We start from the raw sequence: 15,887 nt of genomic DNA on the forward strand, positions 1-15,887 counted from the left end.
GGTTCTCCGGCAGCTGCGGCGGGGTCGCGATCACCAGGGGTGTCCTGCCGGGATCCGGGACCGCAGTGCGGGCGGGACGATGAACCACCGTCGTTGTCACTGGCGCCTCTCCTGTCGCGTGCGCCCGGATCGCCCGGTACGCGCTCTTGCTACCGTGATGATCCCGCGCCCCGGCGGTGCCGGACAAGCGGCGACCACGGGCCTGTGGACAACCGGACCACGGACCGGTGTGATCCTCGTGCGGGCCCAACGGTTCGCGCCCGCCAACGGACGGTCGTGCGCCGTCCACAACTGACGTCGAACGCGGGGAGCCCCAGGTGAGCGGATACTGCCGGGTCACGGTGACCGGACCGGATCGGTGGGCCGACCTCGTCCTGCCCGGCGCGGTGTCGGTGGCGACACTGATGCCGCAGGTCGTGCGCGTGTGCTCCCCGGCCGACGACGGGCTCCAGTCCGCCCGCTGGAACCTCGTCGCGGTGGACGGCACCCCCATCCCCTCCGCCGGTTCCCTGACCGACGCCGGAGTCCGCGACGGGGACGTCCTGCTCCTGGACCGGGTCACCGCCCCGGACCGACCGTCGTTCGTCGACGACGTACGCGGCACCGTCGAGGACCGCGTCGACGAGCGCGCCTGGCTGTGGAAGCCCACCACCACGTTCGGGTTCGGCCTGGCACTCACGGCGCTGGGACCGCTGCTGCTCATGGCGGCCATGGTCCTGGTCCGCACCTCGCCCCTCGACCTCGCCGTGTCCGTTCTCGGGCTTCTGGCCGCGCTGGGTGCCCTGTGGTTGGCCGGGTCCAGGAACCTTCCCGGAGTGGCCCACGCCGCGCAGGTCGCCGCCTGCGGCTGGGGCGCCCTGACCATCGTGCTCGCCGTCCTGGGAGTGAGCGCCGTCGCGCCCTCGCCCATCGTTCTGGCGCTGTTCGCCTGCTTCGGCGCGCTGGCCGCCTCTGCTGGCGGCTGGGCGCTGGCCCACTTCCTGCTGCCCTACCTCGCCGGGCTGAGCGTCGTCACGGTGTCCATGGTGCTGCTCGTGGGCTTCGGCCTGTTCACCGACGGCCCCATGGCGGTGCGCCTGCTCGCCGTCCTGCTGGCTCTGGGCATCGGCGCCCTGCCCCGGATGGCGCTCGCCCTGGGCGGGCTGTCCGGGCTCGACTACGAGGTGCGCCAGGTCGGCCAGACCGACAACGAACGCTTCGAGGAGAGCCTGGCCAACAGCGACCGCATGCTGACCGGAACCATCCTGGGGGTGTCGGCCGCCGCCACGATCTCCGTGGGCCTGCTCGCGTTCACCGGTGACGCGCGCCGGGACCTGGTCCTGGCCGCCCTGGTCTCGCTCGCCCTGCTGATGCGGTCGCGCCTGTTCGACCGGGTCTCCCACGTGCTGCCGGTCCGGCTCACCGGCGTGCTGGGGCTGGCCGTGACCGGGGTGGCCGCGACAACGGCTCACCCCTGGATGTCGGGTGTGCTCCCGGCAGTGGGGCTGGTGCTGTGCGTGGCGGTGGCGGCCGTGAGCGCTATCCGTCTGACCGACGTGCCCAGGGCCTCGCTGCGCCGCATCCTCAACGGGGTGGAGATCGTCGTGGTCGCGGGGATGTGCGTGGCCGCCGTCTGGGCTCTCGGCGTGTACGAGGCCGTCTCCACCATCCGCATCGGAGGCTGACCTCCGCTCGGGTGAGGGGGAAGGCGAGGAATCCACCCTCCTCCTCGTGATCGGTTTCGAAGACGCGTCCGGCGGCGGCCTCAGCGTCGCGCGAGATGGTCGTGCCGTTGGCCTCGCCCGTCCGCACGGCCTGCTCGTGGTCGATGTGGAAGTTGGAGAAGGCACCGTTGGTCCTGCGGCCTCCACGGTGGCCTCGTTGAGGTTCTCCGCCACCGTCCCGAAGCGTGGGGAGACCCCGTCCAGGGCACCGCTCACCCGCTCGGCGATCCGTGCCGCCGCCCCGGCCTCCGCAGGGTTGGCTCCACCCTCTGAGTCACCCGTGGCCCGCCCTTCTTCGCTTCCGGGAGCGAGGACCACCCCCACGAGGAGGGCGGCGACGGGTGCGCGGGAAGGGCGCCAGCGAACTGTGGGACGCCGATGAGGGCCCTGGAGGTGAGAATCTGTCCTGTTTCGGTCACTTGGCGTCCTTGTTCTGCAATCGCGTTGACAGGGGACGCCGCCTTCACTACTTTCCGGTTCGAGTCGTGAATCTGTGACCGCGAGCAGACCTCCCCGGTGCTCACAGAGCGACCACGCCCCTGATACCGGCGTCGAGTTCGGACCAAGGGGAGAGTCCACGGGGAGAGGACGGACAGTTGACCAACAACGTCGGCACGGAACAGAGCAACACTCTGTCCCAGGGCGGTACGCGCCTGGACGAACAGAGCCGTGGTCTCAGTGACCGCATGCAGTCCCTGATCGACGTCCTGGACCAGGACGGTCAGGCGCTCCAGGGCAACGCCCTCCGGGCCTACCGCCAGGGCCAGGCCGAACTGGTGACGGGCTTCCAGGCCCTCATCGACTGGTGCAACAAGTACGGCGTCAACCTCAACCTCGGCCAGGAGAAGATCAACTCCGCCGACGCCCAGAGCGAAGAGGACTTCTCCAAAGCCCAGAGCGAGCTCAGCTACCTGAGCCGGAACATCTGAGTCGGAACCTGAGACCGAAGTGGGGGAGAGGACGCCATGGGCGTGAACAAGTACGAGGTCGGCGCGGACATCGACGCGCTGGACCAGCTGAGCGTCGACCAGCGCCAGTACCTGGGCTACTTCAGGGCGATCATGCAGGAGCTCGACACCCAGGCCAAGGACACCGTCGCCAGGTTCGAGGGCGGCGACGAGGCCTTCCAGGCCAGGGCGGCCGAGTTCAACAACGCCTTCGAGATGACCAACCGGGGCTTCTCCAGGATGATCGACGCCGTCGACGGCACGGTGGACGGCTACCGCGAGACCAAGAGCTACCTCAACAACCTGTTCGAGTGAGCCACCCCTACGGGCACCAGGGCGCGGCGGGGACCCCACCACAGCAGTGGCCCCCCGCCCCGGGCCCCGGGAGCCCCGAACCGCCCGCCCCCACCCCGCTCCCCGAAGCGTTCCAGACCACACCCCACACCGAGCGCTACGTCCTCCAGGCCGACGCCCTGCGCCGTCGGCAGCTGCGTGCCGCCCTGCTGTACGGTTCCAGCCGCTACTGGCGCCAGCGCCACCACGTGTGGCCCTCGGTCGTCGTGGGTCTGATAGCCGCCGCGGTGCTCGCCGCGGGCATCGTGGTCGCGGGAGCCTTCCAGACCCAGCGCGAACTCAACGAGCAGCGCGGGCATCAGACCCAGACACAGGATCCGAACACCCCGCTCGTCCCCCAGGAGCGCGACCCCGCGGGCCCGGACCAGACTCCCTGACCCGTCTTCCGTACCCCGAAGGACACCCCCGTGACCCTGCACGCTCCCTCAGCGCCGCTCTCGACGGACGAGGCGGCGGTCCATACGGACGCCTTCGACGCGATGGCCTCCAACGTCGAGTCGGCTCTCCTGGGCAAGACCGAGGTGGTGCGGCTCGCCCTCGTCGCCCTCCTCTCCCAGGGACACCTCCTGCTGGAGGACGTCCCGGGCACCGGCAAGACGACCCTGGCCCGCGCCATCGCCTCCAGCGTCGACGGGATCTGGCGGCGGGTGCAGTTCACCCCCGACCTGCTGCCCTCCGACGTGACCGGCGTGACCGTCTTCAACCAGGCCACCCGCGAGTTCGAGTTCCACCCGGGACCGGTCTTCGCCAACGTCGTCATCGCCGACGAGATCAACCGGGCCTCGCCCAAGACCCAGTCCGCGCTGCTGGAGGTCATGGAGGAGGGCGCGGTCACGGTCGACGGGGTCCGCCACACGGTCCCGGCGCCCTTCCTGGTCGTGGCCACCCAGAACCCCGTGGAGATGTCGGGCACCTACCGGCTCCCCGAGGCCCAGCTGGACCGGTTCCTGATGCGCCTGACCGTGGGCTACGCGGACCCGGCCGCCGAACTGGCCATCATCCGGGGGGACCGCCTCGTCTCCCCGGACGCCCTGCCCTCGTCCACGGACGCGGCGCGCATGGAACAGGTCCGGCAGGCGGCCCGCCGCGTGTACGTCGACGACGCCGTCTACGAGTACGTGCTGCGCGTGGCCCGCTCCACCCGCGACCACCCGGCGCTCAGTGTGGGCCTGTCCACCCGGGCGACCGTCGCCATGGCCCACACGGCCCGCACACTCGCCCTGGTCTCCGGCCGCCCCTACGCCACCCCCGAGGACGTCAAGACGCTCGCGCAGCCGGTGTGGGCGCACCGCCTGGTGCTCTCTCCGGAAGCCTCCGTGGGCGGCCGCACCGGGGTCGACGTGCTCGCCGAGATCCTGTCGTCCACCCCGGCCCCCCAGCCGGGACACCCGGGGGCGACGGCGAACCGCTGATGCCGACCACGAGGGGATGGCTGGTGGCCGCCACGGGAGCCCTGCTCCTCACCGCGGGCACCCTGTCCCAGTACCAGGAACTCGTCCTGCTCGGAGCCCTGGCGGTCCTCGCCGTGGCCGTGGCCGCCCTGTTCGTGGGCCGCCCGGCGGCCGTGACCATGACCCGCTCCCTGCCCGGCGGCACCCGCACCACCCCCGGGCGCTCCGTGCGGGTCCACATGAGTGCCCGCAACACCGGGCGCCGCGGCCTGCGGATCAGTGAAAGGGTGGTGGGCCCCGACGGTGAACACGACGTGCCCCTGTCCCCGCTGCCCGGGGGCGGCACCGGGGGATCGGACTACTGGCTCCAACCCCGGCGGCGCGGACTCATCGAACTCGGCCCCCTGCGTGCGGGCCGCTCCGACCCCCTGGGCCTGGCCGAAAGTACCCGCGCCCACGGCACCACCGACCACGTGTGGGTCCACCCGACCTGGCAGTACCTGCGGGCCATCCCCGTGGGCAACGTCGCCGACCCGGACGGAGAGGTCGACGGGGCCAGGGCCGGAACGCTCACCTTCCACACCCTGCGCGACTACGCTCCCGGCGACGACCTGCGCCACGTCCACTGGCGCAGCTCCGCACGCCTGGACCGCTTGGTGGTGCGCGAGTACGTGGACACCTCCCAGACCCGGGTGTGTGTGATCGTCGACGACCGAGCCGCCCCCGAGGACGCTGCCCGACTCGACGAGGTCGCCGGAGCCGCCGCCTCCCTGCTCGCCACCGGAGTCCGGGCCGCGCTCCACTGCGAACTGCGGCTCGTCAGCGGACGGGGTCGGGACAGCGGCGGCGGCCTGCCCTCCCTGCTCGACCTGCTCGCCGAGGCCGCGCCCACCCAGGGACCGGACCTGGCCGACGCCCTCCACCTGGCCCGCACCCGGAGCCAGGGAGACACGGCCATCCTGGTCAGCGCAGGACTGGACGCCACCGACCTGCGCCTGTTCGGTCAGCTCGCCGACCGCTACTCCGGCCTCATCGCCGTGGTCGTCGGCCAGCAGGAACCGCCGATCTCACCCGACTCCGTCACGCTCATCGCCGCGGGCGACGCCGGGTCGTTCGCGGACCGTTGGAACGAGGCGCCGTGGCCACGATGACGGCTCCCGCCCCCGAACGGGCCGCGCCGCCCGTGCCCGGGCGTCCCTACCGGATCTCCCCGAGCACGCTCCTGGCCTGCGCGGGCCTGGTCCTGTCCACCGTCGCGGGCGGGGTGGTGGTCTCGGCCTCCTACGGCTCTGCCGTGACCCTCCTGGCCGTGCTCGCGGCCTGCTCCGTGGTATCCGTCGTGGCGGCGCTGGTCCTGCGCGCCCGCCACAGCGCTCTCCGCACGGTCCTGACCGGTGTTCCCCTTCCGCTCGCCAGCGTTGTGGCCGCCGCCGCGTGGGTGCCGGGCGAGGGGGACGGTGTCCTGCGGGGCGCGGGCGAGGCCCTCCTCCATTCCGGAGCGCGCATCCTCACCAGCACGGCGCCGACACCGCTCACCGTCGACACCCTGGCCCTGCCACTCCTGGCGACCTGGCTCACCGGCACCGCCACGGCTCTGGCCTGGCGCGCCGAACGCCGGGCGCTGGCCCTGCTCCCGGGGCTCGTTCTGCTCGTGGGCGCGGTCGTCCTCAACGGCCCGGTCGCACCCCCCGGGTTCAGCGCGATCGGCCTGCTCGGCGTGGCCGCCGTCCTCATCATGTCCGCGCGTCCGGCCTTGAGGACCCACAGCGGCGTCGGATCTCCCTCCCTGGGCATTCAGGTGGACCAACGCCCCGCGGGGCCCTCCCCCGTCCGTGACGCCGTTATCACGGGGCTCATCTGCGTGTTCACCGCGACCATGGCGGTGTTCGGCGGACCGGCACTGCTCGCGGGCTGGTCCGCCGAACCAGGCGACCCCCGCGCGGTGCTGAACCCTCCGATGGACCCGCAGGAGGCCCTCAACCCGCTCAGCTACCTGCCCGGGTGGGCAGCCGAACCCGACGAGCACCTGCTCACCGTCGAGTCCGACCAGCCCGTCGATCTGCGCTGGGTCGCCCTCTCCGACTTCACCGGCACCACCTGGCTCCCCGAGAGCGGCTACCGCAGCGCGGACCAGGTCCTGCCCGCACCGGTGCCACCGCCTCCCGGGGCCGACGGGGACGTCACCGCGCGGATCAGCGTGGGCGAGGCCCTTCCCGGAAGCTGGGCTCCGGTGGTGGGCGCACCCCGCCGGGTGGGACTCGACTCCCTTGGCTACGACGCCCTCACCGGCACCGTCGTCACCCGGGACGGCACCGTGGCCGGGCGCGACTACGAGGTGGTCGGCACGGTCGCCGACTGGTCCGGCGTCGACCTGTCCCGGTCGTCCCCACCGGTGGGGGACGTGTACGAGTTGTACCGGGAGTTGCCGCCCGGCGCCCCGCCCATCCTCGACGAGGTCGTGTCCGCGATCGCCGCCGAGGGCGACTACCACCACCGCGCGCGGGCCATCGCCGAGTACCTGCGCGACTCCCACACGTTCGACCCCGAGACCCCCGGCGGCCACGGCTACGCGCACATCGACGCTCTCCTTGCCGCCCCCGGGGGTCAGGGCGGTTCCGGTACCTCCGAGCAGTTCGCGAGCGCCTTCGCCCTGCTGACGCGCGCGGCCGGACTCCCCAGCCGGGTGGCGGTCGGCTTCGCGCCCGGGACCGAACGGGACGAGGGCGAGTACGAGGTGCGCACCGGCGACGCGCACGCCTGGGGCGAGGTGTACTTCGACGGTCTGGGATGGGTGCCCTACAACGCCACTCCCGGAGGGCGCGACGAGGGCGGCGCCGACGAAACCCCCGAGAGTGCGCAGGCCCCCGACGAGCCCGAGGCCGGTGAACTCGACTCCGGCTCCGAGACCGAGAGCGACGGGCAGCCCGCTCCCGACCGCCAGGACACGACCGAGGGCCTCTGGGCGGTGGCAGCCTCCGGGGGAGCGCTCACCCTGGTCCTGCTGATCCCCGTCCTGCGCCTCGCTCGCAGGGCACGACGCCTGAGCGCGGGCACCCCCACGGACCGTGTCCTGGGAGCCTGGCGCGAACTGCGCGAGGCCCTCAGGATGGGCGCGGCCGATCTCGACACGGGGGCCACGGTCACCGAGACCGTGACGGTCGCCCGCGCACTCGTGCCCGACACGGCTCCTTCGAGCGGGCTCGACCACCTGGCCCGGGCCGTCAACAGCACGGGCTTCGGCGGCGGAGTCGGCGTCGACGCCCCGGCGGCCGAGGAAGCCGCCCGCGCGGTACGCGACCACCAACGCGCGGTGCGCAGGGCACGCCCCCGGTTCAGGAGACTGACCTGGTGGTTCGACCCCCGCCCCCTGTTCTGGCGGGACGGTCCGAGCCGCCGACGGAGAGGACGCCGATGAGCGGCGAGCAACAACACGACAGACTGGCCCCGGGGTTCCACTCCCCGGAGGTCCTGCACCGGGGAGCGGCCTCGACCGTCTACCGGGCCCGGCGTGACGGGGACGACGCCCCGGTCGCGCTCAAGGTCATGCGCGACGGGTCAGGCGCCAGGGAAGTGGACCGACTGGTCGAGCTGTCCGGTATCCCTGGCCTGGTCGGCGTCGTCGGCGGAGGCCGCACCTCGTCCGGCCGCGCCTTCGTCGCCATGAACCTGCACCCGGGGGACTACGCGACCGCGCTGAAGAGCCGGGGACCGCTGCCGGTCGGGGAGGTCCTGGCCGTGGGCCGCTCCGTGGCCGGGGCACTCGCCGCTCTGCACGCGCGTGGTCTGCTCCACCACCGGGTCCAGCCCGGAAACATCCTGGGGGCACCGGAGGGCGCCGTCCTTGCTGACGTCGGCGGTGTGCTCACCACCGAGGAGCGGCCCGAACCGGTGGGCCTGGACCCCGTGGCGGTCGCCTACGCCTCCCCGGAGGCGCTCAGCGGCCTGTACCCGCTGACCCCCGCCTCCGACATCTACCGGCTCGCGGCGGTGCTCTGGACCCTCCTCGCTGGGTACCCGCCCTTCGCGCAGGGGGCGGGCGCGGTCGGAGATCCGTTCACCTACCGGGAGCGGGCCCTCGCCGAGGACCCACCACGGCTGCCGCGCGCCGACCTGCCCGTCCGACTGCGCGCGGTCCTGGATCGAGCGCTGTCCAGGGAGCCCGGCCGTCGTCAGGACGCCACCGAGCTTGCCCGGGACCTCGCCGGGGACGCTCCCGCCGGAGTCGCCGATCCCGGAGCTGTCGCCGCCGACTCCGGGAACGCCTGGGGGGTGCCCGGTGCGGCGCCCGGGGGTGGAATTGCGGGTGGGTCGGTCGCTGGATCTGTGAACCCTGTTCCTGCCTCGCAGCCGCAGACCAGAACCGGGGCCGTCGACTCGGCGAACGCCTGGAGTTCCCCCGTCCTTGGTCAGGGGAGTGCGGGGTCCCGTGACAGCCCCGAGGCCGAGGAACCTGGGACACGTGTTCCCAGAGGGCTGCCTGCTGGATCCGGGGCCTTCGATTCCGGTGCGACTGGTGCACGTCCGCAGGCCCAGGTCGCCGAGTCCGCGAACGCCTGGGGTGTGCCGGGTGCCGCACCCCGCACGGAGAAGGGGCTCCAGGGTCAGCAGGACGGACTGCGAACCAGTACCCCTCAGCCGGAGGCCCCAGGGGCCGGGGCTGACCCGGACACAGCGACGGGTTCCGGGGTTGATCCCGGTGCGGCTGGTGCGCTGTCACAGACCGGGACCGGAGCTGTCGACCCCTCTAGCATCTGGGGCGTGCCTGGCGCTGCGCCCGGCCCTAGGGAAGGCCTCACGAAACCGCTGGCAAGCCCTGAGTCCGGTGCCCCGGAGGACACCGGGGTCTGTGTTCCAACGGCCCCGGAGCCGCAGGCCGAACCGGGCGGTGACGAGACCGCCGACGCGCGGCCGGACACCACGGGTGCAACACCGGCCTCGGCCGCGAGCCTCCTGGCGGACCACCCCGAAATCGCGTGGGCAGCCCTTCCCGGCTGGGCAGGGAGCGCCGCACCCGAACCGGAGTCCGCTGAATCCGGCCCCGTAGCGGGGGCGCCGGATCAGGCGCCCCCCGGTCCGCAGTGGGGTCCGGCCCAACCACCGGCCCCACCCGAACCGCCTAAGCCCCCCGAAGCCGCGGCCCGTCCCCAGGGGCCGACCACACGGCGGCCGCTGTTCATCGGTGTCACCGTCGTGGCCATCGCCTTCGTCGCCATCACCCTCGGCGCGGTGGCGGTCCTGCGCCCCGGCGCGGGCGGCGACCTCATCCAGCAGCTCCGACCGGAAGCCGCCGCGACCCCCGAGGAGCAGCAGCCGCAGTCCGGAGGGGAGACCGGGAACGCGGAGTCCCCCGACCCTCCGGCGCCTCCCGCCGGACTGGTCGAGGACTCCGCCCCCAGTGACGTCGTCCTGGAGGACACCGGGCACACCGTGACGGTGACCTGGACGGACAACACCGACCCCGCCGCCGCGCACCAGGTGATCGGAGGCCCCGCAGGGGAGACCCCGGGCAACCTCGCCGACGCCGAGCCGGGCTCCGGACAGGCGAAGGTCAGCGGACTCGACCCGGGCCGGGACTACTGCTTCGTCGTCATCGCCGTGCTCAGCGTGGACGAGATCGCTCCGTCGGAGCAGGCGTGCACGGAACGGGCCACCGCCTCCTGACCGGCCGGTCTCAGTGCCCCCGATCCAGCCACGCCTGGAGGTGCGGGGCCTCCGCGCCGATGGTCGTGGAATCACCGTGCCCGGTGTGGACCGCCGTCTCCTGGGGGAGCGACAGCAGGCGGGTGCGGATGGAGTCCACGATGGTCGGGAAGTCCGAGAAGGACCGGCCGGTCGCCCCCGGGCCGCCCTGGAAGAGGGTGTCGCCACTGAACAGCACATCGAGTTCCGGGGCGTACAGGCACACCGCCCCGGGGGCGTGCCCCGGGGTGTGCAGCACGGTGAGCCCGGTGCCCCCGACCTCGATGACCTGCCCGTCGGCCAGCTCTGCGTCCGGGGCGCGGTCCGGGTGGGTCATGTCCCACAGCACCCGGTCCTCGGGGTGCAGCAGGATCGGCGCCCCGGTCGCGTCGGCCACCTCCGGGGCGGCGTTCACGTGGTCGTTGTGGCCGTGCGTGCACACCACCGCCACCACCCGGCGCCCGCCCACCGCCGTCAGGATCGCCCCGGCGTCGTGCGGGGCGTCCACGACCACGACCTCCTCGTCGTCGCCCACCAGCCAGACGTTGTTGTCCACCTCCCAGGAACCGCCGTCCAGGGTGAAGACCCCGGACGTGGTCAGATGTTCCACTCGCGCGTCACTCACAGTCGCACCACCGATCGCAGTACTTCGCCGCGCTCCATGCGGGCGAACGCCTCCTCGACGTCACCGAGCCCGATCTCCTCGGTGACGAAACCGTCCAGGTCCAGCCTGCCCTGTGTGTAGAGGTCGATGAGCATCGGGAAGTCCCGGGAGGGCAGGCAGTCCCCGTACCAGCTCGACTTCAGGGCCCCGCCCCGGCCGAACACGTCCAACAGCGGCAGTTCCAGGCGCATCTCCGGCGTGGGAACACCCACCAGCACCACGGTGCCCGCCAGATCGCGGGCGTAGAAGGCCTGCTCGTAGGTTTGGGGCAGACCCACCGCGTCGATCACCACGTCCGCGCCGAAACCGTCGGTGAGCGCGCGGATCGCCTCCACCGGGTCGCTCTCCCGGGCGTTCACGGTGTGTGTGGCGCCGAACCCGCGCGCCCACTCCAACTTGCGCTCCTCCAGGTCCACGGCGATGATCCGGCCGGCTCCGGCCAGACGGGCCCCGGCCACGGCCGCGCTGCCCACGCCTCCGCAGCCGATCACCGCCACGGAGTCACCGCGCCCCACCCCGCCGGTGTTGATGGCGGCGCCGATCCCGGCCATGATCCCGCACCCGAGCAACCCCGCCGCGGCGGGTGAGGCGGACGGGTCGACCTTGGTGCACTGGCCGGCGGCGACCAGCGTCTTCTCGGCGAACGCACCGATGCCCAGGGCGGGGGAGAGTTCGGTGCCGTCCTCCAGGGTCATCCTCTGGTCGGCGTTGTGGGTGTCGAAGCAGTACTGGGGCCGCCCCCGCCGACACGCACGGCACTCCCCGCACACCGCCCGCCAGTTGAGGACCACGTAGTCGCCGGGTCCGACGTGGGTGACGTTGGCTCCCACGGACTCGACCACGCCCGCCGCCTCGTGCCCGAGCAGGAAGGGGTACTCGTCGTTGATCCCGCCCTCCCGGTAGTGCAGGTCCGTGTGGCAGACCCCGCAGGCCTGGACCCGGACCACGGCCTCTCCCGGGCCGGGATCGGGGACGACGATGGTGGTGAGTTCCACGGGTGCGCCCTTCGCACGCGAGATCACACCCTGGACCTGTTGGGACATGAAGACACTCCCTGAACCTCGTGGCCGCCAGTACCGGTGGGTACCGCCTCAGGTCACCCTGCCGCACCGCCCGGACACGTGTCCATCATCGGGGTGCGGGTCAGGGCTCGACAAAAAACAGGTGTGAGTGTGTACTCACAAACATGCGACGGTCCGCTTCTCGGAATCCCCAGGCAGAGTCGCCCGGGGGTGGGTGGTTCCTGGGGATTCGAGGCGCACTGTGGACAGATCAGTGAGTGAGTACTCACATAATCAGGAGCTCATCATGACCCAGAACGAACCCCGTACGAGTACCGGCGGCGCCGTGGACGCCACGGAGGTCCTGCTCCCCGGCCGTGTGGCACCCGAAGGGCTGGTGGTCCGCCACCGCAGGCTCGACCCGCCCGGGCCCGGCCAGGTCACACTGCGGATGGAGGCCACCGGCGTCTCCTTCGCCGAACAGCAGATGCGCCGGGGAAAGTACTTCGACCAGCCGCCCTTCCCGTTCGTGCCCGGCTACGACCTCGTCGGTACCGTCACGGAGGTCGGCCCCGGGACGGACCCCGCCATGAAGGGTCGCCGCTACGCCGCCCTCACCAAGGTGGGCGCCTGGGCCAGCCACGTCCTCCTGCCCGCCGCCGATCTCGTTCCCGTACCCGAAGGGACCGACCCCGGCACGGCGGAGGCCCTGGTGGTCAACGGAGTGACGGCCTACCGCATGCTCCACCAGCTCGCCCGTGTCCGGTCCGGCGACACGGTGCTCGTCCACGGCGCCAACGGCGGGGGGGGGGCNNCGCGGGAGCCACCGTCATCGGCACCGCCTCGGCCCGCAACGCCGAGGCCGTCCGCTCACTGGGAGCCACCCCGCTCGACTACCGTGAGCCCGACCTCCCCGGGCGGGTCCGGGCCCTGGCCCCGGACGGGGTGAAAGCGGTCTTCGACCACGTCGGCGGCCCCGGGCTGGTCGACTCCTTCGGGCTCCTCGCGCGCGGAGGCACCCTGGTCTCCTACGGCACCGCCTCCACCAGGGACGTGGTCGGCAACGCGATGCTCCCCGTGCTGCTGCTGTTCGCCCGACTCCTCCGGTGGAACACGCTCCCCAACGGGCGCGGCGCCCACTTCTTCAACCTCTGGAACGGGCACCGCAGGAGGGCGGACTTCCGGCGCAGGTTCGCCCGGGACCTGGGCGCGGTCCTCGATCTGCACACCGAGGGTGTCCTCGACCCGCCTGTCGCTGCCCGCGTGCCGCTGTCCGAGGTGGCTTCGGCCATGACCCTGGCCGAGTCGGGCACCGTGGTCGGCAAGGTCCTCCTGGTCCCCGACCAGCCCTGAGTCCCGCCCCCGTGATCAGCGCCGGAGGAAGTCCACCAGTGCGGCGGTCAGCTGCGCGGGTGCGTCCGACTGGACGAGGTGACCGGCGCCCGCGATCGGGTGGGACTCAACGCCCGGGACCAGCGCGGCGAGTGCCCGGGAACGCGCCAGCAGTTCGGTGAACACCCGCCCCTGGGGCGCCAGGGACACGCTCTGACCCGTCCGCATCTCGGAGATTCCGTACCCGGGCATGTCCCAGAAGTACACCCGGTAGCCGGGTGCCAACGCCGCGGCCACGTCCCGCCACACGTACGACGAGAACAGCGTCCCGTGCAGCAGCACCACCGGCTCTCCCGAGCCGACGGCGCCCCAGCGCACCGTGCCCGCGCTCGACGCGAACTCCTCCGGAACCGCCTGATCGGTCATGCCCGCCCCCCTGTCGTGTTCCTGGTGGCCTCGAACGAAGCGCCGCGATCGTATCCGGGAGGTCTGGCAAACCGAGCGTCAGCGGCGGGTGGGGAAAAGGGAGCGGCGCCCGACCTCCGTCGGGCGCCGCCACTGACTGTCTGACCGGATCCTGAGTGACGCCGAACGGGGAGACGTCCTCACGGATGGGTCAGCGGGTGAAGTCGTCGGTCCCTCGGCCGGGACCGTGGACGAACTCGCGCAGGGGCTCGTCCCTGGGTACGGGCGGGTAGGTGGGGCGGTCCTGGGCGGGCACCGTGCGAGTGCCGATCTCCAGGCCCTGGGCCGCCATCACACCGGTGACCGCGTTGCGCAGATCGGGCAGCATCGCGTACAGCACGTCACCGGGGCAGGCCGTCGCGTTGAAGTCCCGGTGGCCGAGGATCGCCTCCTGCGGGTTGAGCCCGTAGGCGCCGCACAGCCAGGCCAGGGTGGACACCAGGGAGTCCGTGAGGGCCTGGGTGGGGCCCTCGTCCATGTAGGTGCCCTCGTTCTCGATGCCCACGCACGTGCTGTTGTTGTTGGCCACGTGCGAGCCCACGCAGTGCTGGCCCTCGCGGACGGCCGGGACGGCGCGGTCACGGCCCTCCATGATGTGGCCGCCACGGCTGATGGTGAACTGCTGGCCCGCGTCGGCCCAGCCGTTGCTGTCCATGTGGAAGTTCTGGATGGAACGGGACAGTGCCAGCGCGTGCGCCTCGGAGTGGTCGGCGCTGTTGGGGGTCGCGGTGTGGTGCACGACCACGAAGCTGGGCGGGGATGCCAGGACCTGGATGGGGGTCGACGGGGGCCGGGCGCCCCAGTCGGCGCGGAAGTACATGGGAGGTTCGGCGGCCGAAGCCGTGTCGGCGTACGCGGTGGAGACGCCGAACGCGCCTCCGGCCAACGCCGCGCCGGAGGCGACGGCCGCGCCTCGAAGGACCGTGCGCCGGTCCGGTCCGTTTCGCTGTGGCATGGGGGAGACCCTTCTGATGGGAGCCGGTTACTTGCCAGTTCACAACTGAACATGGATGGCTCGCCGTACGCAAAGGGTCACTTACGAGATTCTGCTGTCCGATATCGGACAAAATGTAAACCCCTTACCCCTCTGTTCAGTAAGAGAACGCTGGGGTAAGGGGCGACCTTTGTTGCTGGTGTTTCCTGACGTGTTCCGGTACGCCGCGATCCGGTCAGGTGACCTTCGCGGGCTCCTCGGCGTCCGTGCCCCGAGTCCCGTCCGCCGCGCGCTTTGCCGGGTCGGTCAGACGCCCGGTCCGGTGCAGCCACCAGTCGGCGGGCAGCGTGCCCAGGGGAGGGATGGACGCGGCCAGCGCGACCAGGGTCGGCCACACGCCCCAGCGCAGACGGTAGGCGGCGACCAGGGCCACCACCACGTAGACCATGAACGCGCCGCCGTGAACCGGGCCGAAGATCTGAACGCCCAGTTCGCTGCCGTTGCCGAGGTACTTGAAGTACATGCCGACGAGGAGGCCGGCCCAGGTGAAGGCCTCGAAGACGGCCACCACACGGAAGGTTCGGGCGATCAGGGTCGTGATGCTCAACGGGGTTCCTCGGGCTTGTCGCTGTTCGGGGAGGGTCCCGAGGGACTCCCGGGCCGCAACCAGGCTAGGTCACCCCAGACGGGACCCGGTTTCGGGGGCGACTGTTGACATTGCGCAGGGGAGCGAGACCCCGAGTACCGTCTCCCCATGCAGATCCAGGTTCGCTGCCCCGTCGACGATGGGGAACTCTCCCGCCTCCACGCCGACGCCTTCGGGCACGAGCCTTTCCTGGTTCCCTGGTCTGAGCGGCTGGAACGTCACAGCCGCTCCTGGGTCGGGGCCTTCGACGAGGGAAAGCTCGTGGGCTTCGTCCACGCGGTGTGGGATGGGGGAGCGCATGCCTTCCTCCTGGACACGGTGGTTGCCTCTGGTCACCAGCGTCGCGGGGTTGGTGGTCGTGTTGTCGCCGCGCTCATCAGCGACCTCCGAGGATTGGGTATCGAGTGGCTGCACGTCGACTACGAACCGCAACTTGAGGGCTTCTACGAGGCCTGCGGTTTCCGCCACACTCGAGCGGGACTCCTCCGCGTCTCGGGGTGAGGCGCCGCCATGTGCTCATCGCAGGGGATGCAGGGTTCATCCCCGGATTGGGGAGGGGCGATCAGTTGGGCCGTACTCGCCTGGTTCCGAGCGGATCGTTTCTCGTGTCGCGGCTGGTCACTGTCGGCGGCGAAAAGCGGCAGCGAGGCAAACAGCACCCCCAGGCCTGCGCCCATCGGAACCCGTGTCGCGGCTTGTCACTGTCTGGGACGAAAAGCGGCAGCGAAGGAAGCAACACCCCCAGGCCTGCGCGGATCGGGGCCCGTGTCG

Annotated in this window: 16 protein-coding genes; 11 read left to right on the forward strand and 5 right to left on the reverse strand. The window is 71.9% G+C overall.

Annotated features, from left to right (window positions below; translation table 11 throughout):
• Nucleotides 1-317: 317 nt before the first annotated feature.
• The 8 genes from eccD to D452_RS0126645 all read left to right on the forward strand — a co-directional run bounded on the left by eccD (nucleotide 318) and on the right by D452_RS0126645 (nucleotide 10,056).
• Complete coding sequence (gene eccD / locus D452_RS0126610; RefSeq protein WP_017547182.1) at nucleotides 318-1,664, forward strand: type VII secretion integral membrane protein EccD; 1,347 nt, start codon at nucleotides 318-320, stop codon at nucleotides 1,662-1,664.
• 635 nt (nucleotides 1,665-2,299) lie between these two features.
• The gene (locus tag D452_RS0126615) at nucleotides 2,300-2,632 is read left to right on the forward strand and encodes a hypothetical protein (protein WP_017547183.1); all 333 of its coding nucleotides are present in this window, start codon (nucleotides 2,300-2,302) and stop codon (nucleotides 2,630-2,632) included.
• A 36-nt stretch (nucleotides 2,633-2,668) separates the two neighbouring features.
• Nucleotides 2,669-2,965 (forward strand): WXG100 family type VII secretion target, encoded by a 297-nt coding sequence (locus tag D452_RS0126620; protein ID WP_017547184.1) that lies wholly within the window; start codon nucleotides 2,669-2,671, stop codon nucleotides 2,963-2,965.
• On the forward strand, nucleotides 2,962-3,381 hold the full coding sequence (locus D452_RS31905; RefSeq protein ID WP_017547185.1) for an ABC transporter permease: 420 nt from the start codon (nucleotides 2,962-2,964) through the stop codon (nucleotides 3,379-3,381). Before D452_RS0126620 ends, D452_RS31905 begins: the two co-directional genes overlap by 4 nt.
• Nucleotides 3,382-3,411: 30 nt before the next feature.
• Nucleotides 3,412-4,416: an AAA family ATPase gene (locus D452_RS0126630; protein WP_017547186.1), complete on the forward strand. Its 1,005-nt coding sequence runs from the start codon at nucleotides 3,412-3,414 to the stop codon at nucleotides 4,414-4,416.
• Nucleotides 4,416-5,546: a DUF58 domain-containing protein gene (locus tag D452_RS0126635; RefSeq protein ID WP_017547187.1), complete on the forward strand. Its 1,131-nt coding sequence runs from the start codon at nucleotides 4,416-4,418 to the stop codon at nucleotides 5,544-5,546. Before D452_RS0126630 ends, D452_RS0126635 begins: the two co-directional genes overlap by 1 nt.
• On the forward strand, nucleotides 5,543-7,810 hold the full coding sequence (locus D452_RS0126640; protein WP_083927637.1) for a DUF3488 and transglutaminase-like domain-containing protein: 2,268 nt from the start codon (nucleotides 5,543-5,545) through the stop codon (nucleotides 7,808-7,810). The genes D452_RS0126635 and D452_RS0126640 overlap by 4 nt, the downstream gene beginning before the upstream one ends.
• Nucleotides 7,807-10,056, forward strand: coding sequence for a protein kinase domain-containing protein (locus tag D452_RS0126645; protein ID WP_017547189.1), 2,250 nt, complete (start codon nucleotides 7,807-7,809; stop codon nucleotides 10,054-10,056). Before D452_RS0126640 ends, D452_RS0126645 begins: the two co-directional genes overlap by 4 nt.
• A gap of 10 nt (nucleotides 10,057-10,066) precedes the next feature.
• Here D452_RS0126645 and D452_RS0126650 read toward each other — a convergent pair whose 3' ends face one another.
• Nucleotides 10,067-10,699: an MBL fold metallo-hydrolase gene (locus tag D452_RS0126650; RefSeq protein WP_017547190.1), complete on the reverse strand. Its 633-nt coding sequence runs from the start codon at nucleotides 10,697-10,699 to the stop codon at nucleotides 10,067-10,069.
• On the reverse strand, nucleotides 10,696-11,781 hold the full coding sequence (locus D452_RS0126655) for an S-(hydroxymethyl)mycothiol dehydrogenase (protein ID WP_017547191.1): 1,086 nt from the start codon (nucleotides 11,779-11,781) through the stop codon (nucleotides 10,696-10,698). The genes D452_RS0126650 and D452_RS0126655 overlap by 4 nt, the downstream gene beginning before the upstream one ends.
• Nucleotides 11,782-12,226: 445 nt before the next feature.
• Between D452_RS0126655 and D452_RS31565 the strand changes: the two genes are divergently transcribed.
• Nucleotides 12,227-12,688, forward strand: a complete 462-nt coding sequence (locus tag D452_RS31565) for an alcohol dehydrogenase catalytic domain-containing protein (protein ID WP_449289529.1) — start codon at nucleotides 12,227-12,229, stop codon at nucleotides 12,686-12,688.
• A complete protein-coding gene (locus D452_RS31570) occupies nucleotides 12,613-13,092 on the forward strand; it encodes a zinc-binding dehydrogenase (RefSeq protein ID WP_239646463.1) in 480 nt (159 codons plus the stop codon). Before D452_RS31565 ends, D452_RS31570 begins: the two co-directional genes overlap by 76 nt.
• Nucleotides 13,093-13,107: 15 nt before the next feature.
• On the opposite strand, the gene D452_RS29090 is transcribed toward D452_RS31570, so the two are convergent.
• From D452_RS29090 to D452_RS0126675, 3 genes are all read right to left on the reverse strand, one after another.
• Complete coding sequence (locus D452_RS29090) at nucleotides 13,108-13,497, reverse strand: alpha/beta fold hydrolase (RefSeq protein ID WP_017547192.1); 390 nt, start codon at nucleotides 13,495-13,497, stop codon at nucleotides 13,108-13,110.
• A 190-nt stretch (nucleotides 13,498-13,687) separates the two neighbouring features.
• Entirely contained in the window at nucleotides 13,688-14,491 is an 804-nt protein-coding gene (locus D452_RS0126670; RefSeq protein WP_026129704.1) for a peptidoglycan recognition protein family protein, read from the reverse strand.
• A gap of 214 nt (nucleotides 14,492-14,705) precedes the next feature.
• Nucleotides 14,706-15,077, reverse strand: a complete 372-nt coding sequence (locus tag D452_RS0126675; protein WP_017547194.1) for a DUF3817 domain-containing protein — start codon at nucleotides 15,075-15,077, stop codon at nucleotides 14,706-14,708.
• 147 nt (nucleotides 15,078-15,224) lie between these two features.
• Between D452_RS0126675 and D452_RS0126680 the strand changes: the two genes are divergently transcribed.
• Nucleotides 15,225-15,617, forward strand: a complete 393-nt coding sequence (locus tag D452_RS0126680) for a GNAT family N-acetyltransferase (RefSeq protein ID WP_017547195.1) — start codon at nucleotides 15,225-15,227, stop codon at nucleotides 15,615-15,617.
• Nucleotides 15,618-15,887: the final 270 nt, after the last annotated feature.

The organism is Nocardiopsis prasina DSM 43845, from assembly GCF_000341265.1.
Taxonomy (GTDB): domain Bacteria; phylum Actinomycetota; class Actinomycetes; order Streptosporangiales; family Streptosporangiaceae; genus Nocardiopsis; species Nocardiopsis prasina.

Bases quoted from the DNA above. Each gene is read 5' to 3' on its own strand.
- D452_RS0126655 (WP_017547191.1), bottom strand. From the start codon at position 11,781: ATGTCCCAACAGGTCCAGGGTGTGATCTCGCGTGCGAAGGGCGCACCC.
- D452_RS0126635 (WP_017547187.1), top strand. From the start codon at position 4,416: ATGCCGACCACGAGGGGATGGCTGGTGGCCGCCACGGGAGCCCTGCTC.
- D452_RS0126680 (WP_017547195.1), top strand. From the start codon at position 15,225: ATGCAGATCCAGGTTCGCTGCCCCGTCGACGATGGGGAACTCTCCCGC.
- D452_RS29090 (WP_017547192.1), bottom strand. From the start codon at position 13,497: ATGACCGATCAGGCGGTTCCGGAGGAGTTCGCGTCGAGCGCGGGCACG.
- D452_RS0126670 (WP_026129704.1), bottom strand. From the start codon at position 14,491: ATGCCACAGCGAAACGGACCGGACCGGCGCACGGTCCTTCGAGGCGCG.
- D452_RS0126620 (WP_017547184.1), top strand. From the start codon at position 2,669: ATGGGCGTGAACAAGTACGAGGTCGGCGCGGACATCGACGCGCTGGAC.
- D452_RS0126640 (WP_083927637.1), top strand. From the start codon at position 5,543: ATGACGGCTCCCGCCCCCGAACGGGCCGCGCCGCCCGTGCCCGGGCGT.
- D452_RS0126645 (WP_017547189.1), top strand. From the start codon at position 7,807: ATGAGCGGCGAGCAACAACACGACAGACTGGCCCCGGGGTTCCACTCC.